Below are 18,127 nucleotides of genomic sequence, written 5' to 3'. Positions count from 1 at the left end.
TTAAGTTCGGCCAGCCTAGAGTGCCGGCCCGTATCGCCTGAACATAGACTGGAAGAATGTCTGGAACGCCCATGAAAACCAGCCGCCGTATGTTTTTGTCCGGAGCCTCTGCGATCGCAGCTTCTGTGATCGCAGGTGGAGCCAGCGCACAGAACGTCGTTGACGATATCCTGAAGGCCGCCGGTCGCGGCAACTGGGATGACACTTTCGATGCTCGCGCCACCGGACGCGGCAAGGTGGCCTCGACGCTGCCCATCTTCAGCCCGCAGACGATTTCCTACACCGAGCAGGCGATTGCCCAGTATCAGGACATCGTTGCACGCGGTGGTTGGGAGCAGGTACCTGCGACCAAGAAGCTGAAGCTTGGCGTCATTGATCCTGACGTGGTTCCGCTGCGCAAGCGCCTGATGGTGTCGGGCGATCTGCCGCAAAGCGCGGGTTTTTCGGAATCGTTCGACTCTTACGTGGATGCTGCGGTGAAGCGCTTCCAGGCCCGCCATGGCCTGCCGGAAGATGGCGTCCTCGGCAAATATTCCTATCTGGCGATGAATGTTGCGGCGCAGACCCGCCTCGGCCAGTTGGAAACCAATCTTGGTCGTTTGCGTGAAAAAGCTGGCACGCTCGGCGACCGCTACGTCCTGGTCAATATCCCGGCAGCCCAGATCGAGGCGGTGGAGAATGGTCGCGTCGTGCTTCGGCACACGGCAATCGTTGGAAAGATCGACCGCCAGACGCCAATCGTAAATTCCAAGATCAACGAAATCATCGTCAATCCGTATTGGAACGCCCCGGTTTCCATCGTGCGCAAGGACATCATTCCGCTGATGCGCAAGGATCCGGACTATCTGAAGAACAGCAAGATCAGGCTGTTTGCGCCCGATGGCAGCGAAGTCGATCCGATGACCGTGGATTGGTCGACGGAAGAGGCGGCCAAGTACCGTTTCCGCCAGGACCCGGGCGCTGGCAACGCAATGGCCTCGGTCAAGATCAATTTCCCGAGCCCGGACGGCGTCTACATGCACGATACGCCGCAGCAGAGTTTGTTCAACAAGCTGATTCGCTTCGATTCTTCGGGCTGCGTGCGCGTCCAGAACGTACGCGACCTTGTAACCTGGATCCTGCGCGACACCCCCGGCTGGGATCGTCAGCATTTCGAGGCGGCGATCAAGACCGGGGAATCCCAGCCGGTTGCCGTCACCAATCCTGTTCCGGTCCACTTCCTCTACGTTTCGGCTTGGTCTACCGGCGATGGCGTCGCCCAGTTCCGTGACGACGTCTACGGTTGGGACGGCGTGGACGAGTTGCAGATCACATCGTCGCTCTAGCACTTGGCTGCTATGAATTTGGAAAGGCCGTCCTCAGGGCGGCCTTTTTTCGTTGGCGGCGACGCATTGCCGCAATCGGACCAGCGAATTTCGCCCCGCGCACGTGGCGACCGCAAGGCAAGTATGTTAATGGCGCGCAGACCTTTGCAGCAAGGATGTTTCACGCCATGGCAACACAGTCGGCCGCCTCCAGCCAACTCAATTCCTTCTTCGAAACGCCGCTCTCGGAAGTCGATCCGGAAATCTTCGGCTCGATCCGCAATGAGCTTGGCCGCCAGCGCCACGAAATAGAGTTGATTGCCTCTGAAAACATCGTCTCGCGCGCCGTTCTGGAAGCGCAAGGCTCGATCATGACCAACAAGTATGCCGAGGGTTATCCGGGCAAGCGCTACTATGGTGGTTGCCAGTTCGTAGACGTTGCCGAAGAGCTTGCCATCGAGCGCGCCAAGAAGCTGTTCGGCTGCAACTTTGCCAACGTGCAGCCGAATTCCGGCAGCCAGATGAATCAGGCCGTTTTCCTGGCGCTATTGCAGCCGGGCGACACCTTCATGGGCCTCGACCTCAATTCGGGCGGGCACCTGACCCACGGTTCGCCGGTGAACATGAGCGGCAAGTGGTTCAAGGTCGTCTCCTACGGTGTGCGCAAGGACGATCACCTGCTGGACATGGACGAAATCGAAAAGAAAGCCCACGAACACAAGCCGAAGCTGATCCTGGCCGGCGGCACCGCCTATTCGCGCATCTGGGACTGGAAGAGGTTCCGCGAAATAGCTGATTCTATTGGCGCTTACCTGATGGTCGACATGGCGCACATCGCCGGCTTGGTCGCTGCCGGCGTGCATCCTTCGCCCTTGCCGCATGCGCATGTGGTGACGACTACCACCCACAAATCGCTCCGCGGCCCTCGCGGCGGAATGATCCTCACCAATGACGAGGACATCGCCAAGAAGATGAATTCTGCGGTGTTTCCGGGTCTGCAAGGTGGCCCGCTGATGCACGTCATCGCAGCCAAGGCGGTGGCGCTTGGCGAAGCGCTGAAGCCGAGCTTCAAGGTCTATGCCCAGAATGTCGCCGACAACGCTAAGGTTCTGGCATCGAGCCTCAAGGAAACCGGTCTCGATATTGTCTCTGGCGGTACGGACAACCATTTGATGCTGGTGGACCTGCGCCCGAAGAACGCCACTGGCAAACGCGCCGAGGCGGCCTTGGGGCGCGCCAATATCACCTGCAACAAGAATGGTATTCCTTTCGACCCGGAAAAGCCGTTTGTTACCTCCGGCGTTCGTCTTGGTACACCAGCCGGCACCACGCGCGGCTTCGGCCAAGCCGAATTCCGCGAAATCGGCAAGCTCATTGCCGAGGTTCTCGACGGATTGAAGGCCGCCAATTCCGATGAAGGCAATGCCGCCGTCGAGGCTGCTGTCCAGAAGAAGGTCGTGGCTTTGACCGAGCGCTTCCCGCTCTATCCGTATCTTGGATAATCCACGGGAATAGAAAATCGGGCACAGCCTCGCTATCTGTGGGGAGCGGGGCTGCGTTGTCTTTGCCATTTGGGCAAAACACTCTAGCCTTTCGCGCAGTTAAGAATCGCGTAGCAAAGGCTTCATATGCGCTGTCCTTATTGCCAGTCCGAAGATACGCAGGTGAAGGATTCCCGGCCCGCTGAGGATGGTTCGGCCATCCGTAGGCGGCGCGTTTGCCCTGACTGCGGCGGCCGCTTCACGACCTTTGAACGGGTCCAGTTGCGCGACCTTGTCGTTGTCAAGAAATCCGGCCGCAAAGCGGCTTTCGACCGCGACAAGCTTTTGCGCTCGGTAGAGATCGCGGTTCGCAAGCGCAACGTCGATCCTGAACGCATCGATCGTGCCGTGACCGGTATCGTGCGCCAGCTTGAAAGCTCCGGGGAAACCGAGATCCCGTCAGCAGAGGTAGGCAGGCTAGTCATGGAGGCGCTCAAGTCGCTCGACGACGTCGCCTATGTCCGCTTCGCATCCGTCTATCGCAACTTCCGCGAGGCGAAGGACTTTCACGAGGTTCTTGGCGAATTGAAGGGTGACGAGGAGGGCGGTTAAGTGGCGGGCGAGGCGGCAGTAACCGCGCAGGAGAGGCTTGATCGCCGCTATATGGCGGCCGCACTCCGCTTGTCGCGGCGCAATGCCGGCCGCACGTCAACCAACCCGGCCGTCGGCACCATTCTCGTGCGCAATGATGGCGCAGGCGCCATGATTGTCGGTACAGGCGTTACCGCAATTGGCGGACGTCCTCATGCTGAGGCAGAGGCGCTGGTACAGGCCGGCGAACTGGCGCGCGGAGCCACGGCCTATGTGACGCTTGAGCCGTGCGCCCATCATGGTCGCACGCCGCCATGTGCGAATGCGTTGGTCAATGCCGGTGTTTCGCGTGTAGTCGGGGCGGCAAGTGATCCGGACACACGTGTTTCCGGCAAGGGATACGCGATCTTGAGGGAGGCTGGCATCGAAGTTGTCGAGCGGTTGCTCTCGGCAGATGCTTCCGATCAGATGGCTGGGTATCTGACACGCTCATTGAGGAAGAGGCCTGAAGTCATTCTAAAGATTGCTGTTTCATCTGACGGAAAGATTGGCGCCAACGGTCAGGGGCAATTTGCAATTACCGGGGATATGGCGAGGCGCGAAGTACATCTGATGCGCGCCGAGGCCGATGCAGTTCTGATCGGTATAGGCACGGCGCTAGAGGACGACCCGGCGCTGACGGTTCGCCTGCCTGGTCTTGAGAACCGTTCGCCGGCTCGCATCGTGCTTGATCGCGAAATCCGATTGCCGGAAACTTCGAAGCTGGTGGCGGATGCGGACCGAGTGCCGCTCTACATTGCCTCCGACGCGTCGGCAGATCCGCATCGTAAGGCAACGCTTGAGCGCCGAGGCGTGCGCTTCGTGGGCACCGAACTGCATGATGGTCAGATTGCACTACCGGAACTAATGGAAGATCTGGCCGCTCTCGGCATGGCCAGTGTCCTCGTCGAAGGCGGTGCTGCAGTTGCACGGTCTTTTCTTGCGGAGGGATTGGTCGATCGCATCGTGTTGTTCCATGGGCCTCGCGAGATTGGACCGGCCGGGATTGCAGCGCCGATCGATCCTGACCATATACCGCCAGGTTTTCACAAAGTGCGCGAGATGCGCCTCGGTGATGACAGCTATGCGGAGTGGGTGAGGGATTACTGATGTTTACGGGTATCGTCACTGATGTGGGCACGGTCGCGGCGATTAACCCTTTGAAGCAGGGCGTCGGTCTGCGTATCGAAACGACCTACGATCCCGAAACCATTGCCATCGGAGCCTCGATTGCATGTTCGGGCGTCTGCCTTACCGTTACTGCCTTGCCTGCGAAAAAGACAAACGCGCGTTGGTTCGAGGTCGAGGCGTGGGAGGAGGCGCTGCGGCTGACGACGGCGTCTGCTTGGCAAGCTGGTAGCCGCATCAATCTTGAGCGCGCGCTCAAGATTGGCGACGAGCTGGGCGGCCACATCGTGTCCGGGCATGTCGACGGAATGGCTGAGATCGTGGCGCGTGAAGACGAGGGCGATGCGGTACGCTTCACGCTGGACGCGCCGCGTGACTTGGCCAAGTTTATCGCGCCGAAAGGGTCGGTTGCATTGGACGGCACATCGCTCACTGTGAACAAGGTGGAAGGCACACGTTTCGATGTACTTCTGATCCATCATTCGCTGGCGGTCACCACTTGGGGTGAGCGCAAGGTTGGTGACCGCGTCAACCTGGAGATTGACACCATGGCCCGCTATGCAGCGCGCCTTGCGGAAGCATCCACCCAAGGCCTGTAACTGCAACTTGGCGTGATTACCCGATAGAACGTTTCCAAGGCTTGCGGACGGTCGCGCTTCGGCCTAATTGACCGGCTCCTCCGGAGACGCAAAGACATGGCCAAGGACAAGAAACTCAAGCTTCTGATAATCGAGGCGCGCTTTTACGACGACCTCGCGGATGCGTTGCTGGATGGCGCAAAGGCTGCCCTTGAGGATGCCGGCGCCAAGTATGATGTTGTCACCGTTCCCGGTGCGCTGGAAATCCCGGCCGTAATCTCGTTTGCCCTTGATGCTGAGGCATCGGGCGGTAAGGGCTATGACGGCTATGTGGCGCTGGGCACGGTGATCCGCGGCGAGACACACCACTTTGATATCGTTGCCAACGAATCGGCACGTGCACTGATGGATCTCTCGGTGCAGGAAGCGATTTGTGTCGGCAACGGCATCCTGACGACGGAAAACGAGGAACAGGCCTGGACCCGCGCAAAGCGCAGCGAAGGCGACAAGGGTGGTTTTGCAGCGCGTGCTGCCCTGACGATGATTTCCCTTCGCACGAAACTCGGAGCCTGAACGACGTGACTGATCCAACGGGCAGCGGCCAGCCGCCGGTACGACAGGCCAACAAGCGCGGCGCCGCGCGCCTTGCGGCTGTGCAGGCGCTTTACCAGATGGATGTCGCCGGTAGTGGTCTCCTGGAAATCACTGCGGAATATGAAGCATTCCGGCTCGGCAAAGAGGTTGACGGTGCGCTCTATCGCGAGGCGGATGCGCAGTGGTTTCGCGGCATTTTGGCCGGTGTTGTGGAAAACCAGAAGACCCTTGACCCGATCATCCGACAGGCCTTGACCGAAGACTGGCCGCTGTCGCGCCTCGATTCCACGCTACGCGCTATCCTGCGTGCGGGCACTTACGAGTTGATGCGACGCGAAGAAGTTCCGGTCGCCGTGATTGTCTCGGAATATATTGATATTGCCAAAGCGTTCTATGATGAGGACGAGCCAAAGCTCGTCAACGCGGTATTGGATCGCGTGTCGCGCCGGGTGCGCGGCGAGGGACGGGGCAAAGGTAAGGAAATTTCATGACAATTGGGCATGCTGATGCCGAGCGCGAAGCTCGGCGTACAGCCATCATTCTTGCAGCAGCACAGGCAATCATCGGATCTGCAGGTCCGATCTGTTTCGCGCTCGGTGCGCTTGCCGGACATTATATGCTTGGGACGGACAAGTCTTTGGCGACCGCTCCCTTGACCGGGTACAATGTAGGCGTGGCTCTGGGCGCGCTGCCGGCAGCGGCGATTATCCGCCGGCTCGGCCAGCGTGACGGCTTTTTGACCGGCACGGGCATCACCGCGCTCGGCGCACTGGCGGCGACGATTGCGTTGTTCCAATCCAGTTTTTGGGGTTTTGCGTTCGGCTTGCTGCTTATTGGTACCGGTGGAGCATTCGTCCAGCAGTTCCGCTTTGCGGCGGCAGACAACGCGCCACCAGAATTCAAGGCGCGAGCCATTTCCTTCGTTCTGGCTGGCGGCGTTTTCACTGCTGTGCTCGGCCCACAGGTCGTAATTTTCACCAAGGACCTTCTTGCGCCGGTCATGTTCGCCGGAGCGTTCGCCGCACTGATCGTGCTCTCTGGTGTTGGTGGTATTGTCCTTGCATTTCTGCGCACCGAGTCGTCTGCAAAAACCGCAAAGGCGGCCGCTGGAACTGGCCGGTCGCTGGGCGAGATCGTCACCCAGCCGCGCTTTGCGGTGGCGTTGCTATGCGCGGTAGGTTCCTATGCGTTGATGACCTTCGTCATGACCGGCGCACCACTTGCGATGGTGGGCTGTGGCTTTACCTCAGACGAAGCCACGCTCGGCATCTCGTGGCACGTCATGGCGATGTTTGCGCCAAGCTTCTTTACCGGGCGGCTGATCCATCGGTTCGGCGCTCCAACCATCGTTGCCGTGGGCTTCGCCTTGCTGATCGGCTGTGGTTTGGTGGCATTGTCGGGCATTCAGCTCTGGCAGTTCTGGGTGGCTTTGATCCTGCTCGGACTGGGTTGGAATTTTGGCTTCATTGGCTCGACGGCGATGGTGGCCGATTGCTACCGACCCGAAGAAAAGGGCAAGGCGCAGGGCTTCCACGATTTCGTTCTGTTCTCCAGCGTGGCCTTCGCTTCACTGATGTCCGGTGCGGTCTACAATGCCTGGGGCTGGAATATGCTTGCCTGGATTGTCTTGCCGATAGCTGTTCTCTGCCTTGTCTTGCTCGGCATGCTGCAGGTCAGCATCCGCAGGCAGCCCGCCTGACCAAGGCTCTGCGGTGGTCGCCGCAGAACTCGCCAGTTTCAATCGATAAAACCAGTCGGCGGTGCGAAATGCACCGCCGATGTCTTATCCTTTAGGGCGAAAACGGGGCAAAAACCGAACAATATCTTGACGTTCGTTCACCTGTTTCGCATAAGCCGCTGCGAACGATCGGATTCCGCAACCGGGTCCGGTTTCGTCTCCATCGGCCCGGAGGGGGGTTCTTTCGGGCCATCACTCGAGGAAAATCCGGCATGACCATGCTTTACGTCGTCATCGCCTGCGGTCTGCTCTCTGTCCTATACGCCATCTGGGCGACACAGTCGGTACTAGCGTCCGACCAGGGCAATGCACGCATGCAGGAAATCTCCGCGGCCATCCGCGAAGGCGCCCAGGCCTACCTGGCGCGCCAGTACACCACCATCGCCATCGTTGGCATCGTTGTATTCATTCTGGCCTGGTGGCTGCTTTCTGCAACCGCTGCATTCGGTTTCCTGATTGGTGCGGTCTTGTCGGGCGCTGCCGGCTTCATCGGCATGCATGTCTCGGTTCGCGCCAATGTGCGCACCGCGCAGGCTGCTTCCAACAGCCTCGCTGCCGGCCTGGACATTGCATTCAAGTCGGGTGCTATCACCGGCATGCTGGTTGCCGGCCTCGCGCTGCTTGGCGTGTCGGTCTATTATTGGTTTCTGACTGGTCCGCTCGGCCATGCGCCCGCCAGCCGTGAGGTTGTCGACGCGCTTGTCGCGCTCGGCTTCGGCGCATCGCTCATCTCCATCTTCGCCCGTCTCGGCGGCGGCATCTTCACCAAGGGTGCGGACGTCGGCGGCGATCTCGTCGGTAAGGTTGAAGCAGGCATTCCGGAAGATGATCCGCGCAACCCGGCTACCATCGCCGATAACGTTGGCGACAATGTCGGCGACTGCGCAGGCATGGCTGCCGACCTGTTCGAGACCTATGCCGTGACGGTTGTTGCGACGATGGTTCTGGCTGCCATCTTCTTTGGCGCGGCTCCGAACCTCGCCGATATGATGCTCTATCCGCTGGTCATCTGCGGCGTCTGCATCGTTACATCGATCATCGGCACATTCTTCGTAAAGCTCGGCTCGAACGGCTCGATTATGGGCGCGCTTTATAAGGGCCTCATCGTCACCGGTATTCTGTCGGTTGGCGGTCTTGCCGTTGCCAACCAGTTGACGATCGGCTGGGGCGACGTTGGAACAGCCAACGGCATCGCCTTGACGGGTACCAGCCTGTTTGTGTGCGGACTGATCGGCCTTCTGGTGACGGCGTTGATCGTGGTGATCACCGAGTACTACACCGGCACCAACAAGCGCCCGGTCAACTCGATCGCTCAGGCTTCAGTGACCGGCCACGGCACCAATGTCATCCAGGGCCTCGCGGTTTCACTGGAATCGACGGCGCTGCCGGCCATCGTCATTGTCGGCGGCATCATTGCCACCTTCCAGCTCGCAGGCTTGTTCGGTACGGCGATTGCCGTCACCACCATGCTCGGCCTGGCCGGCATGATTGTGGCGCTCGACGCTTTCGGTCCGGTGACTGACAATGCCGGCGGCATTGCCGAAATGTCTGGCCTGCCCAAGGAAGTGCGTCATTCGACGGACGCGCTCGACGCAGTTGGAAACACCACCAAGGCGGTCACCAAGGGCTATGCCATCGGTTCGGCCGGCCTCGGCGCGCTCGTGCTGTTTGCTGCATATTCCAACGATCTGCAGTTCTTTGCCGCCAATGGTGCGCAGTACCCGTACTTCGCTGATATGGGCAGTGTGTCGTTCGATCTTTCGAATCCGTACGTTGTCGCCGGCCTGATCTTCGGCGGCCTGATCCCGTACCTGTTCGGTGGCATCGCCATGACCGCAGTGGGCCGCGCTGCCGGCTCAATCGTCGAGGAGGTGCGCAAGCAGTTCCGCGAGGATCCGGGCATCATGCAGGGAACTTCCAAGCCTAACTATGCGCGTGCGGTCGATCTTTTGACCAAGGCAGCGATCAAGGAAATGATCATTCCGTCGTTGCTGCCTGTTTTGGCTCCGCTTGTCGTCTACTTCGGCGTTCTGCTGATCTCGGGTTCGAAGGCTTCCGCCTTTGCCGCGCTCGGCGCCTCGCTGCTCGGCGTTATCGTCAATGGCCTATTTGTGGCCATTTCGATGACCTCTGGCGGTGGCGCATGGGACAATGCCAAGAAGTCGTTCGAGGATGGCTTCACGGACAAGGATGGCGTCAAGCACCTCAAGGGCTCTGAAGCACACAAGGCTTCGGTCACGGGTGATACCGTCGGCGATCCCTACAAGGATACCGCTGGTCCCGCCGTCAACCCGGCGATCAAGATCACCAACATCGTGGCGCTGCTGCTGCTTGCGGTTCTCGCTCACAGCTAAGTCAGACGTCTCTAGATGCAAAAACCCGCGGGAGCGATCCCGCGGGTTTTTCTTTGGGCGTTGCCGTTACGGTTCAGCGATAGGGTGAATAGCACTGCCGGCGTGGGCCGTTGTAAGGTTGGAACGTATTGTCGTAAGCTCGGTAACTGCGGTAGCGGTCGTAACACCAACGAGCGTGGGCATTGCCGCCGATATAGGCGGGCGGCGCGTCGTTCGCGATGGCTCCGGCGATTATCGCGCCCGTGGCAAAAGCAGCCAGCGGGAACCAGAAATCACCGTGACGGCGGTATCCCCGGTGATATTCGCGATAACCACGGTGACCGTTGTAATATGCATTGTTCCGGTCCCGGTTGAATCCACGCCTTTGCCACGGACGATAGTCGACCGGCTGTGCATTCAATGATGATGAAGCAGGTTGTGTGTACGGCGCATAAGCTGGTGCTGCGCTCACGGCGCTTGGACTTGCGGCAAGAAACGAAGCCGAAAGAACGGAAGCCAGCAGAGCTGTGACAAGGCGTTTCATGATCTTCTCCTGACAACGCAAAACAACGTCCCTTAGTCGTGGCAACGTGATTTTCCAGAAATAGTTCCCATGAGTTATTATATTTAATATTGATAATATAAATATGACGGTCCGTTAGCGTTGTTTTGAGAGTGCATACGAATCGTTCAACCACATCTGGAAATCGGGGGTGCCGATGATGTGCGGTGCGAATGTGAGTAAGACCGAAAACGCCGCGTTTTTTCCGGTTGACCGGTAAGAACTCCCTCCCTATGTTCCGCGCAATTCCGGGGTTGATCGCGCCTTGGAAATGCTGCGGCTTTGTCCTGGGCAGCGCGAAGCAAGTTTCCTTTGGAAAGACCCGAAGGGCAGGTCGTCCCGACCAAGGTCTGGACGGTTTGGATGGGCCGGTAGCTCAGCGGTAGAGCACGTGACTTTTAATCATGTGGTCGAGGGTTCGATCCCCTCCCGGCTCACCATCTCAAATGAATAAATCAACTGCTTTTTCCTGCTGATGGCTTCGCGGACGCGCATCGGCCTTGCTTGACTGTCTGCCCATATCTGGCACTAATAAAGGCTGGTGGTATCGGGTGATGTAATGCTTCAACAGGGTCTTGCAATTTTGGCTTGGGTTGTAGGCGCCGCCGTCGTTGTGGGCGTGGCAGGCGCGATCGTTGGGGAAGCGCTGCGATTTATCAGTCGCCGCGTCACCAGTCCGAGAGTTGCGTGGCTTTGCGGTAATCTGTCGTTGGGTGAGGGGTTTGGCCTCGGTCTACTCGCCGCAAGCTTCATCGTAGCGGGAGCCTATGCTGTTGTAGGTAGCGAAATTGACTTCGGCTACGCGTGGCTTCGTTATGCAGTCGGAGCTGCTGTAGCTTTTGCCGCATATGGCATCGTGGCATCACGCCGATCGGCCTGACAGCAACTGGCCAGCTGCCTATCCATGACTTGGCGGCTTAGTTTGCGCGGTAAGGGGCTTTGCTGGAATTTGCACGTGTTCGGCGTATTCCGAACTAAGTATCTCTAAACACCAGTGAAACGCTGCCGCCGGTATGACGTTCGAGGCGTCCGGCCAGATCCAATTCCAGAAGCACCATCGAGACCTGGGCGGGGTGCAGGCGGGTGTGTGCGATGATCTCGTCGATTTCTATCGGCGTTGGCCCGAGGGCTTCCATGATGAGACTACGCTCGTCTTCGCCGTGAGACGGGCTGCGTGACAGGTCGGGCGGTTCCTCGAGCGCAAGGTTGGGCGTGCTTGACCGGGCGGAAAGTGGGGCAACTGCGCTCAGCACGTCCGCTGCTTCGGTCACAAGGGTCGCGCCGTCCTTTAGCAACCCATTGGTGCCGCCGGCACGCGGATCAAGTGGCGAACCGGGAACGGCGAAGACCAATCGTCCCATTTCACCAGCCAATCTTGCACTGATCAGGGAGCCGGACCGTTTCGCCGCCTCGATCACGACCAAGCCGAGAGCCATTCCGGCCACTAGGCGGTTGCGTCGCGGAAAATCCTGGGCTCGCGGTTGCCACCCGAACGGCATCTCCGATACGACCGCACCGCCACGATCGGCAATCTCGCGGCAAAGGTTCGCGTTTTCCGGCGGGTAGGGCACATCCAATCCTCCGGCAAGAACGCCGATCGTACCGCTCTCTAGGCTCCCTTGATGCGCTGCCGTATCGATCCCCCGAGCAAGGCCCGACACGATGCTGTACCCGTCACGTCCAATTTCACCGGCCAGCGTTCTTGCCATCTTGATGCCGGCAAGCGAGGCGTTACGCGCACCCACAATGGCGATTGACGGCAGGTTGAAAACCTCTCCTTTGCCAATGATAGCCAGCAACGGCGGCGGGTGGTCGATCACCTTGAGCAGCGGCGGGTAGTCAGGCTCGCCGACGCATACAAACCTTGCCCCATGCCGGTTTGCCTTATCCATCTCGGCTTCGGCATCCGAAAGGCTTGGAATGTGGACTGTTCTTCTGGAACCGGTAGCCGCCATCAGTTCCGGCAGCATCTCAAGCGCTGTCTCAGCCGATCCGAATCGGTTGATCAGATCCCGGAATGACGCAGGCCCGACATTCGAGGTGCGGATCAACCTGAGCCAGGCGATCCGTTGCCGGTCGCTCAACCTTGGTCCTGGCTGCACCTGTGTCACCCCTTGGCGCCGATCCGACCTTCGGTGCCCGCCATCAGGCGTGAGATGTTGGTGCGATGCTTGTAGATCAGGATGATACTCATCACCGCAAACAGCCCAGCAATGACCGGCGTTGCTAGAAACCACAATGCGATCGGAACTATGACCGCCGCACTCAGTGCCGCAAGCGATGAATAGCGGAACAATATTGCCATCAGCAGCCATACAGCCGCGAAGATCAGTGCCGCTTGCCAGACCAGTCCGATCAGCACGCCGAGATAGGTTGCGACACCCTTGCCGCCTTTGAACCCCAGCCACGCCGGAAAAAGATGTCCAAGGAAGGCTCCAAAGCCGGCGAAAAGCCCAAATTCCATCCCATAGTGTCCGGCGATCAGAACCGCAGCGGTACCCTTCAGCATGTCCAGGATAAGCGTGGCGGCAGCAAGCTTCTTGTTGCCGGTGCGTAGCACGTTGGTCGCGCCAATATTGCCCGAGCCGATGGAACGCACATCGCCAAGACCAGCGGCACGGGTCAAAAGCAAGCCGAATGGAATCGAGCCAAGCAGGTAACCGAAGATCAGGGCCGCGATAGCAGCGTAGGTCATGTTTCCCCCTCGGCTGACCGGTTCGAAGTGCCGGTCTAGGCCGAAAATACTGTGCGGCCCGCAACCATCGTTTGCAAGACCTTGCCTTGCAGCCGCGCGCCTTCGAAACAGGTATTCTTGGAGCGCGAGCGAATGGCGCTTTCACTCACGATCCAGGGTTCTTCGAGGTCAACCACAGCGAGGTCGGCCGTCGCTCCGGGCTTCAAAGAACCACCCGGCAGGTCAAACAACCGGGCAGGGGCTGTGGACAGCGCTTCTACTACGCGCATCAACGGCACCTCGTCGTTGTGGTGAAGGCGCAACGCCACCGCCAGAAGTGTCTCCAATCCTACCGCGCCGGCTGCGGCATCGGCGAAAGGCAGGCGTTTGGTATCGACGTCCTGCGGGTCGTGCGAGGAGACGATCAGATCAACCGTGCCCTCCTTGATCGCCTCGATCATCGCCAGCCTGTCTTCCTCTGCTCGCAACGGAGGTGCGAGACGGAAGAAGGTGCGGTACTCGCCGACATCGTTCTCGTTCAGCGACAGATTGTGGATGGCGACACCTGCCGTCACATTCGCACCATCGCTCTTCGCCCGCTTGACCGCATCGGCTGCCATGGCCGTTGAGATCTTGGCGGCATGATAGTTGCCGCGTGTGAGGCGCGCCAAGGCTAGGTCGCGTTCGAGCGGGATCGTTTCCGCTTCGCGCGGGATGCCGGCAAGGCCCAGCCAGCTTGCGTAAAGTCCTTCATTCATGACGCCTGCCGAGGCGAGATCGGCGTCTTGTATCTCATGCGCGATCACGGCTCCGAAATCGCGCGCATAGGTCAGCGCCCTGCGCATCACCAGTGAGTTGGAAATGGTATGTCGGCCGTCGGTGAATGCGACGGCGCCGGCCTCGCGCAGCAAGCCGAACTCCGTCAACTCGCGGCCTTCCAGGCCCTTGGTTATCGCCGCCGCGGGAAAGATGTTGACGCTCGCCGTATCCTTGGCAGTGCGCAGCACGAATTCCACTAGGGCGACATTGTCGATCACCGGGTCGGTGTCGGGCATCATCACGATTGAGGTTACGCCACCCGCTGCCGCCGCCGTACTGGCTGACGCGATCGTTTCGCGGTGCTCACCGCCGGGTTCTCCGATGAAAACGCGGCTGTCGACCAGCCCCGGGATGATCGACTTACCAGCGCAGTCGATCACCGTAGCGCCTTCCGGAGTGCCCTGGTTCAAAGCAGCCTTGCCGGCGGCAGCGATCTTCTTGCCATCGACAATGACCGAGCCGATCTCGTCGATCCCCCGCGACGGGTCGATGATGCGGGCCCGGCTGAAAACTGTCGTGGCCATCAGCCGCGCCCCTCCGGGTTGCGGCGCGGGTCGAGCAGCGCTTCCATCACCGCCATGCGCACGGCAACACCCATTTCGACCTGTTCCTGGATCACGCTTTGCGGTCCGTCGGCGATTTCCGAAGCGATTTCAACGCCCCTGTTCATCGGCCCCGGATGCATCACCAGCGCATCGTCCTTCGCCGCTTTCAGCTTTTCAGCGTCTAGGCCGAAGTAGCGGAAATATTCGCGCACCGATGGTACGAAGCTTCCGGCCATGCGCTCACGCTGCAGGCGCAGCATCATCACCACATCGGCATCCTTCAGGCCTTCGGCCATCGAACGGGCCACGATCACGCCCATGCGTTCGATGCCGGAAGGCAACAGAGTGGAGGGAGCAACGACCCGCACCTGTGCGCCAAGTGCGTTCAGCAAGATGATGTTGGAGCGCGCCACGCGCGAATGCAGGATGTCTCCACATATCGCCACTATGAGTTTCGATAATGGACCCTTGGCGCGGCGGATGGTCAGCGCGTCGAGCAAGGCCTGCGTCGGGTGTTCGTGCGTGCCGTCTCCGGCGTTGACCACCGAGCAACCGACCTTTTGGGCCAACAAGGCCGCTGCGCCTGCGGACTGATGGCGAATGATCAGGATGTCGGGGCGCATGGCGTTCAAGGTCATCGCCGTGTCGATCAGCGTCTCACCCTTCTTTACCGAAGAGCTTGCCACCGACATGTTCATGACATCGGCGCCGAGGCGTTTGCCGGCAAGCTCGAAAGAAGACTGGGTGCGGGTTGATGCCTCGTAGAACAGGTTGATCTGCGTGCGGCCGCGCAGTGTCGACGTTTTCTTCTCCGATTGTCGCGAAATCGCTACCGCGCGGTCTGCGCGCTCCAGCAGTGTCTCGATGTCAGTTGGGGAAAGGTCCCTTATGCCAAGCAAATGGCGGTGAGGGTAGATTGGCAGGGAGCTGTCTGTCATCGGCTGGACCATCTCTGGCCGGTGCTATAGGGCGCGCGCACTGGCCCCGCAAGCGCTGCCTTTGGACAGAGCCCATTCTCCCCGGTATTTTCGTCGCGCTCCCGTGCGACAATCGTCTATAAAGCCGCTGTTGCTGCGGATTCGACCGTGGCGGGCAGATCACAAGGACCGCGCGTGACCGACGACGTGACGAACCAGCCGCCGCCGCTGACCGGCACCAATGCCTGGCGGGGCGATCCCTTGCTCATTCAATTGGCAGAGCAATTCTCCGAGCCGGTACGCAAGGATCTCGACGGTCTGGGCCGTTTTGTCCTGACCCATGAAGCGCAGGAGTTGGCGCGGCTGGCCAACACGGATTTGCCGAAGTTGCGCACGCATGATCGGCAAGGTCGCCGCATCGATCAGGTTGAATACCACCCGGCATACCACGCATTGATGCGCCGCTCGGTGGCCAGCGGTCTGCACTCCTCTATCTGGGAAAATGGCGACGCTGAAATCGGCCGGCGTCATCAGGTGCGTGCGGCACGCTTTTTCCTGACCGCACAGCTCGAGACCGGCCATCTATGCCCTATCACCATGACCAGCGCCTCGCTTGCCGCGCTGATGGGCAATACCAAGCTGTTCCGCGAATGGGCGCCACGCGTCACCACCCGCAAATATGACCAGGGCCAGAAGCCGCCGGTCGAAAAAACCGGGCTTACGCTTGGCATGGGCATGACCGAAAAGCAGGGCGGCACAGATGTGCGTGCGAACCTTACGCGTGCGGAACGTGCCGGATCCACCGGATTCTATCGTTTGAGCGGGCACAAATGGTTCATGTCGGCTCCGATGTCGGATGCCTTTCTGGTGTTGGCGCAGGCAGCCGAAGGCCTATCCTGCTTTCTAGTACCGCGTATACTTGGCGACGGAACCGGCAACGGCTTCCGCTTCCAGCGATTGAAGGACAAGCTCGGCAACCGCTCCAACGCCTCTTCTGAGGTGGAGTTCGACGGCGCTATCGGCGAGATGGTTGGAGAGCCCGGCGCTGGCGTCAAGACGATCATGGATATGGTCACGCTCACCCGGCTCGATTGCGCAGTCGCTTCATCCGCACTCATGCGCGCCGGATTGGCCGAGGCGGTTCATCACGCGCGCCATCGGCAGGTGTTCGGCGCAAAGCTCATTGACCAGTCATTGATGCAGCGCGTCCTTGCCGACATGGCGCTCGACGTTGCAGCGGCCACCGCGCTGTCGTTCCGGTTGGCCCGCTCGTTCGATGAGGCTGCAGGCGATCGCGGCGAGGCGGCCTTTGCCCGCGCAATGACCCCAGTGGTCAAATATTGGGTCTGCAAGATCGCTCCTGCACTGCTGTATGAGGCCATGGAGTGCCTAGGCGGCAATGGTTATGTCGAAGAGGCCCCGTTGGCTCGCTACTATCGCGAGGCGCCGGTCAATGCGATCTGGGAAGGGTCCGGCAACGTCATGGCATTGGATGTGTTGCGAGTGCTCGACCGTGCGCCTGGCCTGTTTGAAGATGTGCTTTCCGGCATTGACCGCGATCTAGGAGCAAGCGGAAGGGGCACGATAAGTGTGCTGAAGGCAGCCATGCAGGTCGCTTCGACGGATGAAGGGTCGGCCAGGTTGCTCACCGAGCAGTTGGCTCTAGCTTCTGCAGCCGCCGAGTTGCGAAGGTTGGGGGCAGGGCGAATCGCAGATGCCTTCGTCGAGACGCGGCTCGCCGGACAGTGGCGGACCACCTATGGAATGCTAGATTCGCGCCACGATTCTCGTCTCATCATCGACACGCTTTATCCGCAGGCCAACTGACTTCAGCCAATGCGAGGCCACTCGCGGCCGCCCTCTGCATATCCGTTAACCTTAATAAATGGTTTCATTTGCGGTGCTCGCCGGCAAGGCCCACTGTTAACGATACCTGAACGGAAATGGCCATGCGGACCGAACACGATTCATTGCCGATCTCACTGCTCGATCATATCGGTTGCGGGCATCTGCCGTTCGATCCGGACGCATGCACTCGGGCGGAGGGGCCGGTCTGATGCGCTACGTATTCGCACTTTGGGCTGCGCCGCTCCTTCTGTTTTGGGGATGGTTTTTCGTTTCGTTCAACGACATGAACTTCGGCTATGTCATGTTGAGCAGGCAGTTCCACGACCTTCTGTTCCAGGTCTATGGCAACATCCTCGGTCTTGATCCCGCCATCATCCCTGGCATGGTCGCCAAGGCGTGTATCGTGGATACGTTGCTGCTCGTGGCTTTTTGGGCATTTCGCCGCCGTAAGCTGATTTGGGCCTGGGTCAAGGCAAAGCGTGACGGCGTCGAACCTTCAGCGCCCGACGCCCAGTTGGCGGAGCCTGTCGAGAACGCCTTGCAGGATAAAGGCAGCAGCAGCCGAATCGATCTTCCCGGATCTTTTGCGCCGCGAAAAGTCCATCTCGATCAGGGTGCGCTCGGCAGCCACGGTCGATAAACGTTCATCCCAGAACGCAAATGACAGGTCGGTCAATTGTGCCATGTTGCGCACGAATGCCCGTGATTTCTGTGCGCGTGGCCCTTCGGAGCCATCCATATTGATCGGCAAGCCGATCACGATTGCGCCAACGTTATCTCTTTGAAGCATCTGGAGAAGCGCTGCCGCATCAAGCGAAAACTTCTTGCGCATGATGACTGGACGCGGGTGTGCGAAGGAGAATCGCTGGTCGGACACCGCGACGCCGATCGTCTTGTCACCAAGATCGAGACCGGCCACGGTCTTTCCCGATTCAAGATGCGCTGGAAGGTCTTCGACTTCAATTACGTTCAAGAC

16 protein-coding genes, 1 tRNA gene and 1 pseudogene are annotated in these 18,127 nt (G+C 59.7%); 12 read left to right on the top strand and 6 right to left on the bottom strand.

The features are described 5' to 3' along the window. Positions 1-71 precede the first annotated feature (71 nt). The 9 genes from ACODTY_RS05900 (at position 72) to ACODTY_RS05860 (ending at position 9,807) form a co-directional block, all read left to right on the top strand. A complete protein-coding gene (locus ACODTY_RS05900) occupies positions 72-1,325 on the top strand; it encodes a L,D-transpeptidase family protein (RefSeq protein WP_488993350.1) in 1,254 nt (417 codons plus the stop codon). 167 nt (positions 1,326-1,492) lie between these two features. Further along, complete coding sequence (glyA, locus tag ACODTY_RS05895) at positions 1,493-2,806, top strand: serine hydroxymethyltransferase (protein WP_488993349.1); 1,314 nt, start codon at positions 1,493-1,495, stop codon at positions 2,804-2,806. A 126-nt stretch (positions 2,807-2,932) separates the two neighbouring features. Next, a complete protein-coding gene (gene nrdR / locus ACODTY_RS05890) occupies positions 2,933-3,397 on the top strand; it encodes a transcriptional regulator NrdR (protein WP_488993348.1) in 465 nt (154 codons plus the stop codon). A gap of 51 nt (positions 3,398-3,448) precedes the next feature. Then, positions 3,449-4,525, top strand: a complete 1,077-nt coding sequence (gene ribD / locus ACODTY_RS05885) for a bifunctional diaminohydroxyphosphoribosylaminopyrimidine deaminase/5-amino-6-(5-phosphoribosylamino)uracil reductase RibD (protein WP_488993384.1) — start codon at positions 3,449-3,451, stop codon at positions 4,523-4,525. After that, positions 4,525-5,142, top strand: coding sequence for a riboflavin synthase (locus ACODTY_RS05880; RefSeq protein ID WP_488993347.1), 618 nt, complete (start codon positions 4,525-4,527; stop codon positions 5,140-5,142). Before ribD ends, ACODTY_RS05880 begins: the two co-directional genes overlap by 1 nt. A gap of 96 nt (positions 5,143-5,238) precedes the next feature. Beyond that, a complete protein-coding gene (locus ACODTY_RS05875; protein WP_488993346.1) occupies positions 5,239-5,694 on the top strand; it encodes a 6,7-dimethyl-8-ribityllumazine synthase in 456 nt (151 codons plus the stop codon). 5 nt (positions 5,695-5,699) lie between these two features. Next, positions 5,700-6,206 (top strand): transcription antitermination factor NusB, encoded by a 507-nt coding sequence (nusB, locus tag ACODTY_RS05870; RefSeq protein ID WP_056244396.1) that lies wholly within the window; start codon positions 5,700-5,702, stop codon positions 6,204-6,206. Further along, positions 6,203-7,414 carry an MFS transporter gene (locus ACODTY_RS05865; RefSeq protein ID WP_488993345.1) on the top strand — a complete coding sequence of 404 codons (1,212 nt, stop codon included), beginning with the start codon at positions 6,203-6,205 and terminating at the stop codon, positions 7,412-7,414. The genes nusB and ACODTY_RS05865 overlap by 4 nt, the downstream gene beginning before the upstream one ends. Positions 7,415-7,665: 251 nt before the next feature. Beyond that, positions 7,666-9,807 carry a sodium-translocating pyrophosphatase gene (locus tag ACODTY_RS05860; protein WP_488993344.1) on the top strand — a complete coding sequence of 714 codons (2,142 nt, stop codon included), beginning with the start codon at positions 7,666-7,668 and terminating at the stop codon, positions 9,805-9,807. A gap of 73 nt (positions 9,808-9,880) precedes the next feature. Here ACODTY_RS05860 and ACODTY_RS05855 read toward each other — a convergent pair whose 3' ends face one another. Then, on the bottom strand, positions 9,881-10,330 hold the full coding sequence (locus tag ACODTY_RS05855) for a BA14K family protein (protein ID WP_488993343.1): 450 nt from the start codon (positions 10,328-10,330) through the stop codon (positions 9,881-9,883). A gap of 383 nt (positions 10,331-10,713) precedes the next feature. Between ACODTY_RS05855 and ACODTY_RS05850 the strand changes: the two genes are divergently transcribed. Next, positions 10,714-10,788, top strand: a tRNA-Lys gene (locus ACODTY_RS05850). 534 nt (positions 10,789-11,322) lie between these two features. On the opposite strand, the gene dprA is transcribed toward ACODTY_RS05850, so the two are convergent. From dprA to ACODTY_RS05830, 4 genes are read right to left on the bottom strand one after another with little or no spacing between them, the layout of a single operon-like run. Continuing rightward, complete coding sequence (dprA, locus tag ACODTY_RS05845) at positions 11,323-12,432, bottom strand: DNA-processing protein DprA (protein ID WP_488993342.1); 1,110 nt, start codon at positions 12,430-12,432, stop codon at positions 11,323-11,325. 23 nt (positions 12,433-12,455) lie between these two features. Beyond that, on the bottom strand, positions 12,456-13,043 hold the full coding sequence (plsY, locus tag ACODTY_RS05840) for a glycerol-3-phosphate 1-O-acyltransferase PlsY (protein WP_488993341.1): 588 nt from the start codon (positions 13,041-13,043) through the stop codon (positions 12,456-12,458). Between the two features lie 35 nt (positions 13,044-13,078). Beyond that, positions 13,079-14,365 (bottom strand): dihydroorotase, encoded by a 1,287-nt coding sequence (locus tag ACODTY_RS05835; protein ID WP_488993340.1) that lies wholly within the window; start codon positions 14,363-14,365, stop codon positions 13,079-13,081. Next, complete coding sequence (locus ACODTY_RS05830; RefSeq protein ID WP_488993339.1) at positions 14,365-15,324, bottom strand: aspartate carbamoyltransferase catalytic subunit; 960 nt, start codon at positions 15,322-15,324, stop codon at positions 14,365-14,367. The genes ACODTY_RS05835 and ACODTY_RS05830 overlap by 1 nt, the downstream gene beginning before the upstream one ends. Positions 15,325-15,498: 174 nt before the next feature. Between ACODTY_RS05830 and ACODTY_RS05825 the strand changes: the two genes are divergently transcribed. Together ACODTY_RS05825 and ACODTY_RS05820 are read left to right on the top strand one after the other, a co-directional pair. Then, positions 15,499-17,130: a DNA alkylation response protein gene (locus ACODTY_RS05825; protein WP_488993338.1), complete on the top strand. Its 1,632-nt coding sequence runs from the start codon at positions 15,499-15,501 to the stop codon at positions 17,128-17,130. A 229-nt stretch (positions 17,131-17,359) separates the two neighbouring features. Then, positions 17,360-17,647, top strand: a pseudogene (locus ACODTY_RS05820) (DUF6105 family protein); the annotation flags it as partial. On the opposite strand, the gene ruvX reads toward ACODTY_RS05820, so the two are convergent. Beyond that, complete coding sequence (gene ruvX, locus ACODTY_RS05815) at positions 17,648-18,124, bottom strand: Holliday junction resolvase RuvX (RefSeq protein WP_488993337.1); 477 nt, start codon at positions 18,122-18,124, stop codon at positions 17,648-17,650. Between the last annotated feature and the right edge of the window lie 3 nt (positions 18,125-18,127).

It is taken from the genome of Mesorhizobium sp. FG116, from assembly GCF_057809835.1.
The sequence above is the reverse complement of the archived record's forward strand: the minus strand, read 5'-3'. Positions and strand labels throughout refer to the sequence as shown.